The organism is Pseudomonas sp. No.21, from assembly GCF_054558415.1.
In genome coordinates, this window is the sequence record NZ_BAAJNO010000007.1 from 255,891 (window position 1) to 274,447 (window position 18,557).

An 18,557-nucleotide genomic window follows, 5' to 3' on the forward strand; every position below is an offset into this window, starting at 1 on the left:
ACAGCGTGCTAAATGGATGAGGTGAATGCGATGCGTATCAGCATCTTTGGTTTGGGCTATGTCGGTGCAGTATGTGCCGGTTGCCTGTCGGCTCGTGGTCATGAAGTTGTCGGTGTAGACGTCTCCACCACCAAGATCGACCTGATCAACAACGGGAAGTCCCCCATCGTCGAACCCGGGCTCGAAGAGCTCCTGCAGCAAGGCCGCAAGACCGGCCGCCTGCGCGGCACCACCGATGTCGCCGCCGCGGTCCGCGACACCGAAGTCTCCTTCATCTGCGTCGGCACCCCGAGCAAGAAGAACGGCGACCTGGAACTGGACTACATCGAAGGCGTCTGCCGCGAGATCGGCTTCGCCCTGCGCGACAAGTCCGAGCGCCACACCGTCGTCGTCCGCAGCACCGTGCTGCCGGGCACCGTGATGAACGTGGTCATCCCGATCATCGAAGACTGCTCCGGCAAGAAGGCCGGCGAAGACTTCGGCGTCGCGGTGAACCCCGAGTTCCTGCGCGAAAGCACCGCGATCAAGGACTACGACTTCCCGCCCATGACCGTCATCGGCGAACTGGACAAGGCCTCCGGCGACCTGCTGGAAACCCTGTACCGCGAACTCGACGCACCGATCATCCGCAAGGAAGTCCAGGTCGCCGAGATGATCAAGTACACCTGCAACGTCTGGCACGCGGCCAAGGTCACCTTCGCCAACGAGATCGGCAACATCGCCAAGGCGGTGGGTGTCGACGGCCGCGAAGTGATGGACGTGATCTGCCAGGACCACAAGCTCAACCTCTCCAAGTACTACATGCGCCCCGGCTTCGCCTTCGGCGGCTCCTGCCTGCCCAAGGACGTGCGCGCCCTCAACTACCGCGCCAGCTCCCTGGACGTCGAGGCCCCGCTGATCGGCTCGCTGATGCGCAGCAACGCCTACCAGGTGCAGAAGGCCTTCGACATCATCGCCGCCCAGGACAAGCGCAAGGTCGCCCTGCTCGGCCTGTCCTTCAAGGCCGGCACCGACGACCTGCGCGAGAGCCCCCTGGTCGAACTGGCCGAGATGCTCATCGGCAAGGGCTTCGACCTGCGCATCTACGACCGCAACGTCGAGTACGCACGCGTGCACGGCGCCAACAAGGACTACATCGAATCGAAGATTCCCCATGTGTCCTCCCTGCTCGACAGCGACTTCGACGGCGTGGTCGGCGATGCCGACATCATCGTCCTCGGCAACCGCGACGAGCTCTTCGCTCCGCTGGCGCAACGGGCGCCCGAAGGCAAGCGCGTGATCGACCTGGTGGGCTTCATGCCCAAGGCGACCAACGCACAGGCCGAAGGCATCTGCTGGTAACCCCGGACACCAGCTTCTAAGCGCAACGCAAGTGATGAACCTCGGGTCGGCGAACAACAAGAAGCCGCGCCCACGCCCGAGGTTTGTCCGGCGCCAACGACGGAATGGATAAACGTATGGACAAGCTCAAGCTAAGCCTCAACGAGGCGGCGGGTTGGCTTTTCTACCTGACGGGCCTGGGGCTGCTCGCACTGGCCCTGCCCAAGTCGGTCTTCGACCCCGACTCCAAGCATTTCCTGCTGCTGATCGGCCTGGTCGGCATCTGGCGCTACTCCATGGGCGGCCTGCATTTCATCCGCGGCATGCTGTTCCTCTATGTGGTCTACCCGCACTACCGGCGCAAGGTCCGCCAGCTGGGCGAGGCAGCGGACCCGTCCCACGTGTTCCTGCTGGTGACCAGCTTCCGCATCGACGCGCTGACCACCGCCATGGTCTACCGCTCGGTGATCCAGGAAGCGATCGACTGCGGCTACCCCACCACCGTGGTGTGCTCGATCGTCGAGCTGTCCGATGAACTCCTGGTCAAGGGCCTGTGGGCGAAGATGAACCCGCCCCAGCACGTCACCCTCGACTTCGTGCGCATCCCCGGCACCGGCAAGCGCGACGGCCTGGCCTATGGCTTCCGCGCCATCTCCCGGCGGCTGCCGGACGAGAACGCCGTGGTCGCCGTGGTCGATGGCGACACCGTGCTCGCCGAAGGCGTGGTGAAGAAGACCGTGCCCTGGTTCAAGCTCTTCCCCAATGTCGGCGGCCTCACCACCAACGAGTTCTGCGAGGTGCGTGGCAGCTACATCATGTCCGAGTGGCACAAGCTGCGCTTCGCCCAGCGCCACATCAACATGTGCTCCATGGCGCTCTCCAAGCGGGTGCTGACCATGACCGGGCGCATGTCGGTATTCCGCGCCAAGGTCGTGACCGACCCGGACTTCATCGCCGACGTGGAAAGCGACCACCTGGACCACTGGCGCCTCGGCCGCTTCCAGTTCCTCACCGGTGACGACAAGTCCAGCTGGTACAGCCTGATGCGCCTGGGCTACGACACCTTCTACGTGCCGGACGCGGCGATCAACACCGTCGAGCACCCGCCGGAGAAGAGCTTCATCAAGGCCAGCCGCAAGCTGATGTTCCGCTGGTACGGCAACAACCTGCGGCAGAACTCCCGGGCCCTGCGCCTGGGGCCGAGCCGCCTGGGCTGGTTCACCACCCTGGTGCTCAGCGACCAGCGCGTATCGATGTGGACCTGCCTGCTGGGCCTGGCCGTCGCGGTCATCGCCAGCATCAAGTACAGCATCGCCTACCTGCTCGTGTACCTGCTGTGGATCGGCCTCACCCGCTTCATCCTCACCCTGCTGCTGAGCGTTTCAGGGCACCACATAGGGCCGGCCTACCCGCTGATCCTCTATTACAACCAGATCGTCGGCGCCCTGGTGAAGATCTACGTCTTCTTCCGCCTGGACCAGCAGTCCTGGACGCGCCAGAACACCAAGCTCAACCGTGATCTCGCCAGCTTCACGCGCTGGTTCAACACCTGGTCCTCACGCGCCATGACCTTCACCGCAACCAGCGTATTCGTCGCCACGCTGATGGCGTTCGTGTGACAGAACTTGAATAGGAAATCCAAGCCATGAATACAGCCGTCAACGTCAATGTGGTGCACGAATCCGAAGCCCAGCGCCAGCACGCCCGGGTCAAGATACCGGCCAAGATCCGCTACCTGGCCAACAACGAACGGGTCGAGCACCGCCTGCTCGACCTCTCCGCCGGTGGCTTCTCCTTCCAGACCGGGCCCAAGCACCGCGCCCAGGTCGGCGACTACCACCAGGGCCGCATGCTGTTCCAGCTCGACAGCCTGACCCTGGGCCTGGACGTCGAATTCCAGGTGCGCACCGTGGACCTGGACAGCGGCCGCGCCGGCTGCCAGTTCCACAGCCTCAAGCCGCGCGACATCGCCACCCTGCGCTACCTGATCAGCGCCCACCTGTCCGGTGAGGTGATCAGCGCCGGCGACATGCTCAACACCCTGCAGCGCGAGAACTTCACCAAGCCGCGCAAGAACGGTGGCAATGGTGGCGGCATGGGCGTGTTCGGCCGCCTCAAGGCGGTGACCTTCAGCGCCGGCCTGTTCATCGTGGGCCTGGCCGCCTTCGGCTTCATCTTCAAGTCCCTGTACGGCCTGTACTTCGTGACCCACGCCGAGTCCGGCATGGTCGCCGTGCCCAGCATGCAGGTCACCATGCCCCGCGAAGGCACCGTGCAGAGCCTGATCGGCGGCGAAGGCACCACCGTGGACAAGGGCGCGCCCATCGCCTCCTTCTCCGCCACCATGCTGGAGATGCTCAAGGGCCACCTGACCGACGACCAGCTCACCCCGGCCAACGTCGAGGAACTGTTCGGCAAGCAGATGAAAGGCACCCTGACCAGCCCCTGCAACTGCAAGGTCGCGCGCCAGCTGGTCGCCGACGGCCAGTTCGCCGGTAAGGGCGACGTCATCTTCGAACTGGTGCCCCAGGACTTCGAAGCCACCGTCAGCGCCCGCTTCCCCTACCGCAACTTCGCCCAGGCCAAGCCCGGCGCCAGCGTCACCTTCCAGGTGGCCGGCGAAGACAGCCCGCGCCACGGCAAGATCATCAGCAGCAGCCTGATCGACAGCGGCCTGTCCTCCGACATCCGCGTGGTGATCCAGCCCGACCAGACCCTGGACAGCAAACTCGCCGGCCAGCCGGTGGAAGTCAGCATCGACCTTGGCCCGTCCTTCGACTGGATGATCGACCGCGCCCTGGCGGCCGGTTTCTGAGGAGGGACCCGCAGTGGCGACATTCCCATCCCGTTACCTGATGCTCGGCGCCGCGGTCGCGCTGGCCGGCTGTGCCGGCCTGCCCGACCAACGCCTGGCCAACGAAGCGCTCAAGCGTGGCGACACCGCCACCGCCGAGCGCAACTACCGCCAGCTGGCGGACCTGGGCTACGTCAGTGCCCAGGTCGGCCTCGCCGACCTGCAGGTCAACAGCGGTGACCCGGAGCAGATGCGCCAGGCCGAGCAGATCTACCGCCAGGCCATGGACGAGTCCCCCCGCGCCAAGGCCCGCCTCGGCAAGCTGCTGGCGCGCAAGCCCGACGCCACCCCGGCCGAGCGCCAGGAAGCGGCCAAGCTGCTGGACGAAGCCTTCAAGGCCGGCGAGCCGAGCAGCCTGCTGCCCCTGGTGATGCTCTACCTGACCTTCCCGCAGGACTTCCCCGGCGTGAACGTGCAGCAGCGCATCGCCCAGTGGCGCGCCGACGGCCAGCCCCAGGCCGAGCTGGCGCAGATCCTCTTCTATCGGAGCCAGGGCACCTACGACCAGCACCTGGGCGAGATCGAGGACATCTGCAAGCGCACCCTGGCCCAGGCCGACGTCTGCTACGTCGAGCTCGCCACCGTGTACCAGAAGCAGGGCAAGGCCGAGGAACAGCAGGCCCTGGTCGCCCAGTTGATGAACGGCTACCACGCGGGCGTCATTCCCGCCCAGCGCGTGGACTCGGTCGCCCAGGTGCTGGCCGACGCCGAGCTCGGCGGCAAACCCGACGAAGGCAAGGCCCAGGAAATGCTCGAAGAGATCGCCCCGGCCTACCCCGCCGCCTGGGTCAGCCTCGCCAAGCTGCTCTACGAGTACCCGGGCCTGGGCGACATCGACAAGATGATGGAGTACCTCGACCACGGCCGCGAAGCGGCACTGCCGCGCGCCGAGCTGCTGCTGGGCCGCCTCTACTACGAAGGCAAGCTGCTGCCGCAGGACCCACGCAAGGCCGAGGAACACCTGATGAAGGCCGCGCCCACCGAGCCGGCCGCCAACTACCTGCTGGGGCAGATCTACATCCGCGGCTACCTCGGCGACATCTACCCGGACAAGGCGCTGGACTACCTGCTGAGCGCTGCCCGCAGCGGCCAGATCAACGCCGACTTCGCCCTCGGCCAGATGTTCGCCCAGGGCAAGGGCATCCAGCCCAACCTGGTCAACGCCTACGTCTTCAGCCAGCTCGCGCTGCCCAAGAACACCCCCCAGGCCACCGAACTGGCCCAGGCGGTGGAACAACAACTGCAGCCTGCGGAACGTGCCCGGGCCGAGCAGCTGCTGCGCGACGAGCGCCAGCTGAGAGGCGCCGCGTTGCAAGACGCCGCGCAGATGCAAGCCATGCAGACCCCTTGAAGGAACCGCTATGAAATTCAATCTCTGGACGAATGCCAGCCTGGGCCTGGGCATCACGCTGATCACCGCGAGCAGCGCCTTCGCCGTGCAGATGAGCGACAAGAACTTCGGCCTCGACATCAAGATCACCGCGCAGTCCGAAGACGACCGCGACCTCGGCACCCAGAAAGGCGGCGACGTCAACGGCATCGGCCTCGACCTGCGTCCCTGGGTCTACGGCCAGCGCGGCGAGTGGAGCGCCTTCGCCATGGGCCAGGCGGTGACCGCGACCGACATCGTCGAGACCGACACCCTCGAATCCAGCGACATCGACAGCGAATCCAGCCAGAACAGCGACGGCCGCGAACCGGACAAGAGCTACCTCGCCCTGCGCGAATTCTGGGTCGACTACGCCGGCCTCACCGCCTACCCGGGCGAGCACCTGCGCTTCGGCCGCCAGCGCGTACGCAGCGACGAAGGCACCTGGTGGGACACCAACATCGAAGCCCTGCGCTGGACCTTCGACACCACCCTGCTGAGCGCTAACGTCGGCGTCGCCGAACGCTTCAGCGAGTACCGCACCGACATCGACGAACTGGCCCCCGAGGACAAGGACCGCCAGCACCTCTTCGGCGACGTCGCCACCCAGTGGATGCCCAACCACTGGGTCGGCCTCAAGCTCCACCACAGCCGCGACAACGGCAGCCTGCCCGACAACGGCGAGGTGGTGGACCCGCTGGACAAGCGCTACACCGGCGACCTCACCTGGCTCGGCATCAACGCCGACAACGGCTTCTTCGACCGCCGCTCGCCCGAGACCCTCAACTACTGGGCCCAGGCCACCTGGCTCACCGGCGACATCGACGAACTGAACCAGACCGTGGTCGGCAACGACCGCCTGGCCAACGGCTCGCGCAACGTCGACGTCGACGCCTGGGCGCTGGACCTCGGCCTGCGCTGGAATATCGACGACCAGTGGAAGGTCGGTGGCGCCTACGCCCGTGGCAGCGGCGGTGGCGACGAGGACAGCTCCGAGCAGTTCCGCCAGACCGGCATGGAGAGCAACCGCTCCAACTTCACCGGCACCAACTCGCGCATGCACCGCTTCGGCGAAGCCTTCCGCGGCGAGCTGAGCAACCTCCAGGTGGGCACCGCCTTCGCCTCCTGGCAGCTGCGCGAGGACTACGACGCCAGCGTCGTCTACCACCGCTTCTGGCGTATCGACGACAACCAGGACATCGGCCAGGCCGGGATCATCGCCCCGCTGGAGGACGGCGAGAAGGACGTCGGCCAGGAGCTCGACTTCGTCGTCACCAAGTACTTCAAGCAGGGCCTGCTGCCGGCCTCGATGGCCGAGCACATGGACGACGCCTCCGCCCTGGTGCGCTTGCGTGGTGGCGTGTTCAAACCGGGCGATGCCTATGGCAGCGGCACCGACTCGCTGATGCATCGCGCCTTCGTCGACTTCATCTGGCGCTTCTGAGGCCGCCATGCGCGAAGGGAGAACAGCCATGAGAAACCCCATCGGAACCCCCCTGCCGCTCAGCGGCGTGGTGCTTGGCGCGCTGCTCATCGCCGCGCCCTGGGTCCAGGCCGCCGAGCCGACCAAGGAACTCAAGGAAACCAAGAACTACACCGTCACCAGCGCGCCGGTGGACCAGTTGCACCTGGACGCGCCCACCCTGCCCGACCTCTCCGGCTACACCGCCCAGGCGGTGGACGCCAAGATCGACCGCTCGAAACAGGGCAAGGTCGTGGTGCGGCGCATGCTGCAGCAGGACGCCCTGAAGGACTTCATCGGCGGCAACGAACGCATGCGCGAATGGGTCACCCGCCAGCGCGGCATGCCCCAGGCGATCTTCATCGAGGGTGGCCACGTCACCCCCGCCGACATCGCCAAGGCCCTGCCCGACACCCAGTTCAGCGAGACCGAGCCGGGCGTGTACCTGGCCCGCCTGCCCGTGGTGGTGGCCCAGGACGCGAACCTCGAGATCGGCAAGGACACCAAGGACTTCCGCCTCTCCCAGGAGCGCGGCGCGTTCCTGGTCAACGACGGCAAGCTGTTCATCACCGGCACCAAGCTCACCGCCTGGCGCGAGCAGGACAAGGGCCCGGCCACCTTCCGCACGCCCGATGAATTCCGCCCCTTCCTGGTCTCCTGGGGCGGCAGCGAGCTGTACATCGTCGGCAGCACCGTCACCAGCCTCGGCTACAACAACTCCAAGTCCTACGGCGTCTCCATCACCCAGTACACCCCCGGCATGCACGCGCGCCTCAAGCGCCCGGAGCCCACCGGCTGGCTGGTGGATTCGGAGTTCGTCGACCACTGGTACGGCTTCTACTGCTACGAAGCGCGCGACGTGGTGATCAAGGGCAACACCTACCGCGACAACATCGTCTACGGCATCGACCCGCACGACCGTTCCCACGGCCTGATCATCGCCGAGAACACCGTGTTCGGGACCAAGAAGAAGCACGGGATCATCATCTCCCGCGAGGTGGACGACAGCTGGATCATCAACAACAAGACCTACGACAACAAACTCTCGGGCATCGTCATCGACCGTAACTCGGTGAACAACCTGGTGGCCTACAACGAGGTCTACCAGAACCATGCCGACGGTATCACCCTGTACGAGAGCTCCAACAACCTGTTGTGGGGCAACAAGATCGTCAACAACCAGCGCCACGGCATCCGCCTGCGCAACAGCGTGAACATCCGCCTGTACGAGAACCTCGCCATCGCCAACGGGCTGACCGGCGTGTACGGGCACATCAAGGACCTGTCCAACACCGACCGCGACATCGAGCTCGACCCCTTCGACACCAAGGTCTCGATGATCGTGGTCGGCGGCAAGCTCGCCGGTAACGGCTCCAGCCCGCTGTCCATCGACTCGCCGCTCTCCGTGGAGCTCTACCGCGTGGAGATGCTCGCCCCGAGCAAGTCCACCGGCATCAGCTTCGCCGGCGTGCTGGGCGAGAAACAGGAAGAAATCCTCGACCTCATGGTGCGCCGCAAGAAAGCGGTGCTCATCGACCCCGTCGAAAGCCAGGCCGAACTCCAGGATTGAGGCAACAGATCATGCACAACAACAGCACCCGTTGGTTCGCCCCCTCCGCACTGGCCGCCGCCCTGCTGGCCGGCGCCCACACCGCCCAGGCGGCCGAACCGCAGTACAGCGTGCAGCGCACCGGTCCGCTGTGCGCCGCGGCGCAGAACCCGAACACCTACAACACCAAGTACCTGAGCTTCTTCACCGCGCTGGTGCAGGCCAAGGACGACTGGCTGTTCCGCTCCCGCAACGACCTGCGCACCGACTTCGGCACCACCCCCTACGGCTATAGCGAGTTCAAGCGCCTGCGCGACGCGCTCAAGGCCAAGGGCATCGAGCTGATGGTGGTCTACCAGCCCACCCGCGGGCTGATCAACCGCGAGAAGCTGACCGAGCAGGAGAAGGCCCGCTTCGACTTCGAGCTGGCGAAGAAGAACTACCTCAAGACGGTGGCGGACTTCCGCAAGACCGGCATCTGGGTCACCGACCTCTCGCCGCTGTTCGACGAGCAGGGCGTGGACACCGACTACTACTTCAAGGCCGACCACCACTGGACCCCGGCCGGCGCCGACCGCACCGCCAAGCTGGTGGCCGAGACGCTGAAGGAGATACCCGGCTTCGCCGACATCCCCAAGAAGGAATTCTCCAGCAAGGTCGTCGGCCTGCTGCCCAAAGCCGGCACCCTGCACAAGACCGCCGGCCAGCTGTGCGGCACCACCTACGCCACCCAGTACGTCGAGCGCTACGAGACCGAAGCCTCGGGCGAGGCGGGCGGCGACAGCCTGTTCGGCGACGAGTCGAACCCGCAGATCGTCCTGGTGGGCACCAGCAACAGCGGCCCGGCGTACAACTTCGGCGGTTTCCTGCAACAGCACAGCGGTGCCGAAGTGCTCAACATGGCGGTCAGCGGCGGCGGCTTCGACAGCGCCCTGCTGCAGTACATGACCAGCAAGGAATTCCACGAGAACCCGCCGAAGATCATCGTCTGGGAGTTCGCCACCCACTACGACATGGCGCAGAAGAGCTTCTACCGCCAGGCCGTGCCGCTGGTGAACAACGGCTGCGAAGGCCGGAAGGCGGTGATGCACAACAAGGTGAAGATGAAGCCCGGTGCCAACGAGGTCTTCGTCAACGGCCAGAACGGCGCGGTCAAGGACATCCGCAGCGGCGACTACCAGGTCGACCTGACCTTCAGCGACCCGTCCGTGCACGAATCCAAGGCCACCATCTGGTACCTCAACGGCCGCCGCGAGAACTTCAAGATCGAACAGAGCGACCGCGTCGACACCGGTGGTCGCTATGTCTTCGAACTGCGCGACGACCCCGACTGGCGGGACCTGAACGTCCTCGCCCTGGAAATCCACAGCCCCGAAGAAATGCCGGAAAACCTCAGCGTCGACGTGACCCTGTGCAAGCGACCCGGCAACGGTGGCGACACCCTCACGGCCAAGGCCGAGTGAGGAAGGAGGTCCCCATGAAGCATCCACTCAGCCTGCTCGCACCCTGCCTGCTCGGCGGCTTCCTGCTCGTCGGCCAGGCCAGTGCCGCCGACCTGGTACCGCCACGCGGCTACTACGCGCCGGTGGATATCGACGACAAGAAGCCCGAGGCCTGCAAGGCGCCGCCGCAGCCCTACACGGCCAAGCTCGACTTCCGCAGCAAGTACGAAGGCTCCGGCAAGGCCCGCGCGACCCTCAACCCGGATGCCGAGAAGGCCTTCCGCGAGAAGACCGCCGACATCACCGAGATGGAGCGCGGCGTCAACAAGATGGTCATGGTCTACATGCGCGAAGGGCAGCGTCCGCAGCTCGAATGCGCCCTGCAGTGGATGACCAGCTGGGCCCAGGCCAACGCCCTGCTCAGCACCGAGTACAACCACACCGGCAAGTCGATCCGCAAATGGGCGCTGGGCAGCCTGTCCTCCGCCTACCTGCGGCTGAAGTTCTCCGACAGCCACCCGCTGGACGCCTACAAGGGCCAGACCCAGGTCATCGAATCCTGGTTCTCGCGCCTGGCCGACCAGACGGTGCACGACTGGAGCGGCCTGCCGCTGAAGAAGATCAACAACCACTCCTACTGGGCCGCCTGGTCGGTGATGGCCACGGCCGTGGCCACCAACCGCCGCGACCTGTTCGACTGGTCGGTGGACCAGTTCCGCGTCGCCGCCAGCCAGGTCGACAAGGACGGCTTCCTGCCCAACGAACTCAAGCGCGAACAGCGCGCCCTCGCCTACCACAACTACAGCCTGCCGCCGCTGGCGATGATCGCCGCGTTCGCCCAGGCCAACGGCGTGGACCTGCGCGAGGAGAACAACGGTGCGCTGCGTCGCCTCGGCGAGAGGGTCATCGCCGGCGTCGACGACCAGGAGCCCTTCGACGACAGGACCGGCAAGGACCAGGACATGGACGAGTTGGAGAAACACGCCAAGTTCGCCTGGCTCGAGCCCTGGTGCGCCCTCTACGGCTGCAAGCCCGACACGGTCGAGTGGAAGGACTCCATGGGCCCCTACAAGACCTTCCGCCTGGGCGGCGACGTCACCCAGGTCTTCCACCCGAAGAAGGAGGGCGGCAGCGGTAGCTGATGCAGCGCCCTCCCCTCGGGGAGGCGCCTGGAGGAATCAACCGACCGCGCAGCAGACGCGGCGGCGCAAGGATTTGAACGCCACACCCTGGGGAGGGAATGGCGGGTCGCACACCGGGCTGGAACGTCCGGCGGCGGCCCAGAAAGTTGACGTACAAGTGGAGAGACTCGGATGGTCTTTTCTTCAAACGTGTTCCTGTTCCTGTTCCTGCCGATCTTCCTCGGCTTGTACTACCTGGTCGGGACGCGCTATCGAAACCTGCTGCTGCTCGTCGCCAGCTACGTGTTCTACGCCTGGTGGCGGATCGACTTCCTCGCGCTGTTCGCGGCGGTCACGGTGTTCAACTACTGGATCGGCCTGCGCATAGGCGCCGCCGGGGTCCGCACGAAGACGGCGCAGAAATGGCTGATCCTCGGCGTGGTGGTGGACCTGTGCGTGCTGGGCTACTTCAAGTACGCCAACTTCGGCGTCGACAGCCTCAACGCCATCGTCACCTCGTTCGGCATGGAGCCCTTCGTCCTCACCCACATCCTGCTGCCGATCGGTATCTCGTTCTACATCTTCGAGTCCATCAGCTACATCATCGACGTGTACCGTGGCGACACCCCGGCGACCCACAACCTGATCGACTTCGCCGCCTTCGTGGCGATCTTCCCGCACCTGATCGCCGGCCCCGTGCTGCGCTTCCGCGACCTGGTCGACCAGTTCAACCACCGCACCCACACCGTCGACAAGTTCGCCGAGGGCTGCACCCGGTTCATGCAGGGCTTCATCAAGAAGGTCTTCATCGCCGACAGCATCGCGCCCATCGCCGACCACTGCTTCGCCCTCTCCGACCCGACCACGGGGGATGCCTGGCTCGGTGCGCTGGCCTACACCGCGCAGCTGTACTTCGACTTCTCCGGCTACAGCGACATGGCCATCGGCCTCGGCCTGATGATGGGCTTCCGCTTCATGGAGAACTTCAACCAGCCCTACATCAGCCAGTCCATCACCGAGTTCTGGCGGCGCTGGCACATCAGCCTCTCCACCTGGCTGCGCGACTACCTGTACATCAGCCTGGGCGGCAACCGCGGCACCACCTTCCAGACCTACCGCAACCTGTTCCTGACCATGTTGCTGGGCGGCCTGTGGCACGGCGCCAACTTCACCTACATCATCTGGGGCGCCTGGCACGGCATGTGGCTGGCGATCGAACGCGCCCTGGGCGTGGACGCCGCGCCGCGCGTGCTCAACCCGCTGCGCTGGGCCTTCACCTTCCTGCTGGTGGTGATCGGCTGGGTGATCTTCCGCGCCGAGAACCTCGACGTCGCCTGGCGCATGTACGCCGCGATGTTCAGCTTCGGCGAACTGGGCCTCTCCGAGCTCAACCGCGCCCAGCTGACCAGCCTGCAGATCGCCACCCTGGTACTGGCCTACGTGGTGCTGGCCATCTTCGGCATCCGCCAGTTCTACACCAAGCCCCTGGCCGGTGCGCCCAAGGCCCGCGCCGAGGAACACATCGACGCCGACGGCCCGGCCACCGCCCAGCCGCGCACCCAGCAGGGCGGCGCCAATGACCCGGCGGCCATCGCCTACTCGCCGAGCGGCGGCCTGGTGTGGCAGCAGGCCTGGATGACCCAGCTGCCGATGCTGGCGACCCGCATCGCCCTGCTGGTGCTGTTCGCCGCCTCGATCCTGAAGCTCTCGGCGCAGAGCTTCTCCCCCTTCCTCTACTTCCAGTTCTGAGGAGCGCGACCATGAGCAGAACTGCAAACACCCTCTACATCGTCGTCTTCGCCGGCATGCTGCTGGCCCTGAGCCTGTGGTCCATGCGCGGCATCGTCGGCTTCAGCGTGGCCAAGGAGACCACCGTGCTCAACGGCAAGCTGGCCCATGCCTTCGAGAAGCACTACGACGACCAATTCCCGATCAAGCAGATCGGCACCAACCTCTGGGCGCTGGTGGACTTCGGCCTGTTCGGCGAAGGCCGCCAGGGCGTGGTCATCGGCAAGGACGGCTGGCTGTTCTCCGACGAGGAATTCGACCCCGTCGCCGATGGCAGCCGCCACCTGCAGGAGAACCTGGCGATGATCCAGGGCGTGCGCGACGAGCTGGCCAACCGGGGCGTGACCCTGGTGCTGGCCATCGTGCCGTCCAAATCGCGCCTGTACCCCGAGTACACGGGCGATGCCCGCCCCACCGCCCTGCGCCAGGACCTCTACGCCCAGTTCCGCGGCGCCGCGCGCAAGGCCGGGATCATCGCCCCGGACCTGCTCGGTACCCTGGAGCAGGCCAAGAGCAACGGCCAGGTCTTCCTGCGCACCGACACCCACTGGACGCCCCTGGGCGCCGAGGTGGTGGCCAACGCCCTGGGCGAGGCCGTGCGCAGTGCGGCGCCGCTCTCGGGCGACGCCCAGGAGTACGTCACCGAGGCGGTTAAGAACGAGGACTACAAGGGCGACCTGACCCGCTTCCTGCCCCTGGACCCGATGTTCGAGAACCTGATGCCGGCCCCGGACAAATTGCAGAAACGCGAGACCCGCGCCGCGGTCGAAGGTGAGGCCAGCGGCGACTCCCTGTTCGCCGACAGTACCGTCCCGGTGGTGCTGGTGGGCACCAGCTACAGCGCCAACCAGAACTGGAACTTCGCCGGTGCGCTGCGCCAGTCGCTGCAACGCGACCTGGTCAACCACGCCGAGGACGGCCACGGCCCGATCCTGCCGATGCTCAAGTACCTCAAGAGCGACGAGCTGAAGGACGCCGCTCCGCAACTGGTGATCTGGGAATTTCCCGAGCGCTACCTGCCCATGCCCAACGACCTCAGCGAATTCGACCCGCAGTGGATCGCCGAGCTGCGCAAGGGCGGCAACCCCGGCGAGCGCCTCGCGGCCGCCGCCGCCAACTAGAAACCCAGCAGTGAGGGCCCGCCCCGCGAGCCCTCGACGACTGTGGCCCCACCGGGCCATTCCAAGAAAGAAAGATGGAGGAACACCATGAACCGACAGAAGAAACGTAACTGGACGTCGTACGCCTGCGCCATCGCCCTGGGCCTCGCCGCCGTGCATGCACAGGCCGACGAGGGCGGGCTCTACGGGCCCCAGGCACCCAAGGGATCGGCCTTCGTCCGCGCCTACAACGCCGGCAGCAGCGAACTCAGCGTCAACGTCGGCAACACCGCGCTGAACGATGTCGCCCCGCTCGGCTCCAGCGACTTCAAGTTCCTGCCCGCGGGCAACTACAGCGCCCAGGTCGGTGCCACCAACCTGCCGGTGAAACTGGAATCCGACCGCTACTACACCCTGGTCAACCAGCCGGGTGCCGAACCCAAGCTGGTGGAAGAGCCGCCCTTCAAGAACAAGCAGAAGGCCCTGCTGCGGGTGCAGAACCTCTCCGACGCCAAGCTCACCGTCAAGACCGCCGACGGCAAGACCGCCGTGGTCGAGGACGTGGCCGCCCAGGGCCGTGGCGAACGCGAGATCAACCCGGTGAAGGTCAACCTCGCCCTGTTCGACGGCACCCGCAAGGTCAGTGACCTCAAGCCCGTCTCGCTGCAACGCGGCGAAGTCGTCTGTCTCTACATCACCGGCAGCGGCGGCAAGCTCTCCCCGGTCTGGGTCAAGCGCCCGGCCGAATCCTGATGTACCCGGCCCGGGGCTCGCGCCCCGGGCGAACGCTTCGTACCCGCCGCACGAGACAGTGGGACTACAAGACAGAAATCAGTGATCGATGTGATGAGAAACCTATCCACAAACGATGAACGATTCTAGGAGATACACCCATGATTCCTGTGATCCTCTCTGGCGGTAGCGGCTCCCGACTCTGGCCCCTTTCGCGCAAGCAGTACCCCAAGCAGTTCCTGGCCCTGACCGGTGACCACACCCTGTTCCAGCAGACCCTGGAGCGCCTGAACTTCGAAGGCATGCAGGCCCCGGTGCTGGTGGCCAACAAGGATCACCGCTTCATCGTCCAGGAGCAGCTGGACGCCATCGGCATCACCCCGCAGGCCATGCTGCTCGAACCCTTCGGCCGCAACACCGCGCCCGCCGTCGCCATCGCCGCCATGCAGCTGCTGGCCGAAGGCCGCGACGAGCTGATGCTGGTGATGCCGGCCGACCACGTGCTGGAAGACCAGCGCGCCTTCCAGCAGGCCCTGGCCCTGGCCACCATCGCCGCCGAGAAGGGCGAGATGGTGCTGTTCGGCGTGCCCGCCCTGCGCCCCGAGACCGGCTACGGCTACATCCGTGGCAAGGATTCGGCCGGCAGCCTGCCGGACGGCATCAGCCGCGTCGCCCAGTTCGTCGAGAAGCCCGACGCCGAGCGTGCCCAGCAGTACGTGGATTCCGGCGACTACTTCTGGAACAGCGGCATGTTCCTGTTCCGCGCCAGCCGCTTCCTCGACGAGCTCAAGCACCACGACGTGGACATCTACGACACCTGCCTGCTGGCCCTGGAACGCAGCCAGCGCGACGGCACCACGGTGACCATCGACGCCGCCACCTTCGCCTGCTGCCCGGACAACTCCATCGACTACGCGGTGATGGAGAAGACCCAGCGTGCCTGCGTGGTGCCGCTCTCCGCCGGCTGGAACGACGTCGGCAGCTGGAGCTCGATCTGGGAAGTGCACGACAAGGACAAGGACGGCAACGTCACCAAGGGCGACGTGGTGGTGCACGACAGCCACAACTGCCTGGTGCACGGCAACGGCAAGCTGGTGTCGGTGATCGGCCTGGAGGACATCGTCGTCGTCGAGACCAAGGACGCCATGATGATCGCCCACCGCGACCGCGTGCAGGACGTCAAGAAGCTGGTCAACGAACTGGACGCCCAGGGCCGCAGCGAGACCCAGAACCACTGCGCCGTGTACCGCCCCTGGGGCTCGTACGACTCGGTGGACATGGGCGGCCGCTTCCAGGTCAAGCACATCACCGTCAAGCCCGGCGCGCAGCTCTCGCTGCAGATGCACCACCACCGCGCCGAGCACTGGATCGTGGTCTCCGGCACCGCCGAGGTGACCTGTGACGACAAGACCTTCCTGCTCACCGAGAACCAGTCGACCTACATCCCCATGACCGCGGTGCACCGCCTGACCAACCCCGGCAAGATCCCCCTGGAGATCATCGAGGTGCAGTCCGGCAGCTACCTGGGCGAGGACGACATCGAGCGCCTGGAAGACGTCTACGGCCGCAGCGACTCCGTCTCCGTGAGCCATGTGACAGCACGCTGAGCCTCCTTCCCCCATCGGGAGGCCCATTCCCCCTGTGCCAGCAGGGGGGATGGCGTGCGCCAACCCAAGGGGGCCCCGCCGGGCCCCCGCGCCCGGCACCACCATCCACCCGCATCGCCCCGGCGTAATGCGCTAGCATTGAGCCCCTCCAATCCCCACGGGCGTCCCCATGCTGATCGGTGCGATCCTCACCCTGACCTGGCTGATCCTGGTCATCCGCCAACCCGCCAAGGCCCTGCCCATCTCGCTGGTCGCCGTGCTCGGCATCGGCCTGGTCGCCGCCTGGGTGCTCTGGGAAGAGCGCGTGGTGGACCGCCAGCTGGCCCTGCTCGACGTCCGCGTCACCTACGCCCCCGACGCGTGCCCCGCCGACCGCCCGCTGCAGATCCGCGTGCACAACGGCAGCAGCACCACCCTGCTGGACCTCGCCTGGGTGATCCAGGCCTACCGTCCGGGCGACGCCATCAACCTCACCCAGTCGGCCTTCGATGCCGAACGCTCCCTCGGCCCGCCGCGCCTGCAGGCCGGCGCCGACTGGAGCCACTGCCTGCCCGTGCCGCCCCTGCGCAGCGGCTACCGTCCGCAGACCCTGGAGTTCCGCGCCGAGCGATTACATGGCAGATTCGCCGACTGATGCGCGAACCGCCGCCCCGCCTCCCTCACAACAAGACCAACAAGGAACCCAGCAATGAGCCAACCCGTCGCCCTCATCACCGGCTGCTCCAGTGGCATCGGCCGCGCCCTGGCCGATGCCTTCAAGCAGGCCGGCTACAGCGTCTGGGCCTGCGCGCGCAAGGCCAATGACGTCGACGCCCTGAACGTCGCCGGCTTCACCGGCGTGCAGCTGGACGTCAACGACGAGGCCGCGGTGGCGCAGCTGGGCGAGCGCCTGCAACGGGAGATCGGCCGCCTCGACGTGCTGGTCAACAACGCCGGCTACGGCGCCATGGGCCCGCTGCTGGACGGCGGCACCGACGCCCTGCGCCGGCAGTTCGAGACCAATGTCTTCTCCCTGATCGGCCTGACCCGCGCCTGCTTCCCCGTGCTGCGCGCCAGCCGTGGCCTGGTGGTCAACATCGGCAGCGTCTCCGGCGTGCTGGTCACCCCCTTCGCCGGCGCCTACTGCGCCTCCAAGGCCGCCGTGCACGCCCTCTCCGACGCCCTGCGCCTGGAACTCGCCCCCTTCGGCATCGACGTGATGGAAGTGCAGCCCGGCGCCATCGCCTCCAGCTTCGGTGCCAACGCCAGCCGCGAAGCCGAGGCGGTGATCGCCGAGGGTTCGCCCTGGTGGCCGATCCGCGACGGCATCCGCGCCCGCGCCAAGGCCTCCCAGGACAACCCCACCCCCGCCACAGAATTCGCCCGCGACCTGCTCGCCGCCGCCCAGCGCCACCCGCGCCCGCGACTGCTGCGCCTGGGCAATGGCAGCCGCGCCCTGCCGCTGCTCGCCGCGCTGCTGCCCAAGGGCCTGCTGGAATCGGTGCTGAAGAAACGCTTCGGCCTCGACGTGGCCCTGGAGCGCCCGTGAACGATCCGCGCCCCACCTTCCCGATGCGCTACGCCATCGGCGGCGTCGTGCTGGCGATGGTGCTCAACCTCGCCCTGCGCAGCCTGGTCAAGGTCGGCGGCCTGCTCGCCACCCTGATCATCGCCGGCGCCGTCGCCCTGCTGCTCGCCGGGGCCTTCCGCCTCATCCAGCGCCGCGCCCCGACCCGGGGCGAGGCCTGGCGCATCCTCGTCGGCTACGGCGCCCTGCTCGGCGTCCTCTACCTCGGCCTGCTCGGCATGATGACCCTGCAGGACCAACCCAGCCCCATGGCCGTCTTCCTGTTCTTCCTGCACTACCTCTGCTACCCCGTCCTCGCCTGGTTAACCCTCCTCCCCCGCCGCTGACCCCGCACCGTCGGGCCTCGCTGCGCTCGGCGCCAACCTACATCGCCGTCGCGCCCGGGCTTCACCGCTGCGTAGGGTGGATGCCGCTCTTCGCATCCACCAGCAGACTCTTCCCGAGCATCACGGCCTCAGGCTATAAACGCGACCTGCTGGCACGCCCGTCGGTGGACAAGGAGCGGCAAAATGCAGGGAAGACTGACAGCACTGGCGCTGGTAGCGGCAACACTCGCGGGGTGCGATGCCATTGTCACGGTGGAAGGCACCATCGAACCCCGGCTGTTCGCGCGCTCCAAATGCGAGTCGTTCATTCGAAACTCGAC

Annotated in this window: 15 protein-coding genes; all 15 read left to right on the forward strand. The window is 66.5% G+C overall.

The genetic code is table 11. The features are described 5' to 3' along the window. Positions 1 to 30: 30 nt before the first annotated feature. The 15 genes from algD to ACYJSS_RS16510 all read left to right on the forward strand — a co-directional run bounded on the left by algD (position 31) and on the right by ACYJSS_RS16510 (position 18,237). Positions 31 to 1,341 (forward strand): GDP-mannose 6-dehydrogenase, encoded by a 1,311-nt coding sequence (gene algD / locus ACYJSS_RS16440; RefSeq protein WP_111260106.1) that lies wholly within the window; start codon positions 31 to 33, stop codon positions 1,339 to 1,341. Between the two features lie 116 nt (positions 1,342 to 1,457). Beyond that, positions 1,458 to 2,939, forward strand: coding sequence for a mannuronan synthase (gene alg8, locus ACYJSS_RS16445; protein WP_111260089.1), 1,482 nt, complete (start codon positions 1,458 to 1,460; stop codon positions 2,937 to 2,939). Positions 2,940 to 2,965: 26 nt separating this feature from the next. Continuing rightward, a complete protein-coding gene (locus ACYJSS_RS16450) occupies positions 2,966 to 4,135 on the forward strand; it encodes an alginate biosynthesis protein Alg44 (protein ID WP_236205440.1) in 1,170 nt (389 codons plus the stop codon). 40 nt (positions 4,136 to 4,175) lie between these two features. Continuing rightward, positions 4,176 to 5,525: an alginate biosynthesis TPR repeat lipoprotein AlgK gene (gene algK, locus ACYJSS_RS16455; RefSeq protein WP_236205473.1), complete on the forward strand. Its 1,350-nt coding sequence runs from the start codon at positions 4,176 to 4,178 to the stop codon at positions 5,523 to 5,525. Between the two features lie 10 nt (positions 5,526 to 5,535). Continuing rightward, complete coding sequence (locus ACYJSS_RS16460) at positions 5,536 to 6,987, forward strand: alginate export family protein (protein WP_111260086.1); 1,452 nt, start codon at positions 5,536 to 5,538, stop codon at positions 6,985 to 6,987. 28 nt (positions 6,988 to 7,015) lie between these two features. Beyond that, on the forward strand, positions 7,016 to 8,575 hold the full coding sequence (gene algG, locus ACYJSS_RS16465) for a mannuronan 5-epimerase AlgG (protein WP_236205439.1): 1,560 nt from the start codon (positions 7,016 to 7,018) through the stop codon (positions 8,573 to 8,575). Between the two features lie 11 nt (positions 8,576 to 8,586). After that, positions 8,587 to 10,017: an alginate O-acetyltransferase gene (locus ACYJSS_RS16470; protein ID WP_236205438.1), complete on the forward strand. Its 1,431-nt coding sequence runs from the start codon at positions 8,587 to 8,589 to the stop codon at positions 10,015 to 10,017. A 14-nt stretch (positions 10,018 to 10,031) separates the two neighbouring features. Next, positions 10,032 to 11,138 carry a mannuronate-specific alginate lyase gene (locus ACYJSS_RS16475; RefSeq protein ID WP_236205437.1) on the forward strand — a complete coding sequence of 369 codons (1,107 nt, stop codon included), beginning with the start codon at positions 10,032 to 10,034 and terminating at the stop codon, positions 11,136 to 11,138. 171 nt (positions 11,139 to 11,309) lie between these two features. After that, on the forward strand, positions 11,310 to 12,866 hold the full coding sequence (locus ACYJSS_RS16480) for an MBOAT family O-acyltransferase (RefSeq protein WP_111260082.1): 1,557 nt from the start codon (positions 11,310 to 11,312) through the stop codon (positions 12,864 to 12,866). Positions 12,867 to 12,877: 11 nt separating this feature from the next. Then, positions 12,878 to 14,026, forward strand: a complete 1,149-nt coding sequence (locus ACYJSS_RS16485; RefSeq protein WP_111260081.1) for an alginate O-acetyltransferase — start codon at positions 12,878 to 12,880, stop codon at positions 14,024 to 14,026. Positions 14,027 to 14,113: 87 nt separating this feature from the next. Further along, positions 14,114 to 14,758, forward strand: a complete 645-nt coding sequence (locus tag ACYJSS_RS16490; protein WP_236205436.1) for an alginate O-acetyltransferase AlgF — start codon at positions 14,114 to 14,116, stop codon at positions 14,756 to 14,758. Between the two features lie 140 nt (positions 14,759 to 14,898). After that, entirely contained in the window at positions 14,899 to 16,344 is a 1,446-nt protein-coding gene (locus ACYJSS_RS16495; RefSeq protein WP_111260079.1) for a mannose-1-phosphate guanylyltransferase/mannose-6-phosphate isomerase, read from the forward strand. 169 nt (positions 16,345 to 16,513) lie between these two features. Next, on the forward strand, positions 16,514 to 16,978 hold the full coding sequence (locus ACYJSS_RS16500; RefSeq protein WP_111260078.1) for a multidrug transporter: 465 nt from the start codon (positions 16,514 to 16,516) through the stop codon (positions 16,976 to 16,978). A gap of 54 nt (positions 16,979 to 17,032) precedes the next feature. After that, positions 17,033 to 17,872 (forward strand): SDR family oxidoreductase, encoded by an 840-nt coding sequence (locus ACYJSS_RS16505; RefSeq protein WP_213626172.1) that lies wholly within the window; start codon positions 17,033 to 17,035, stop codon positions 17,870 to 17,872. A gap of 23 nt (positions 17,873 to 17,895) precedes the next feature. After that, on the forward strand, positions 17,896 to 18,237 hold the full coding sequence (locus tag ACYJSS_RS16510; protein ID WP_111260105.1) for a hypothetical protein: 342 nt from the start codon (positions 17,896 to 17,898) through the stop codon (positions 18,235 to 18,237). Positions 18,238 to 18,557: the final 320 nt, after the last annotated feature.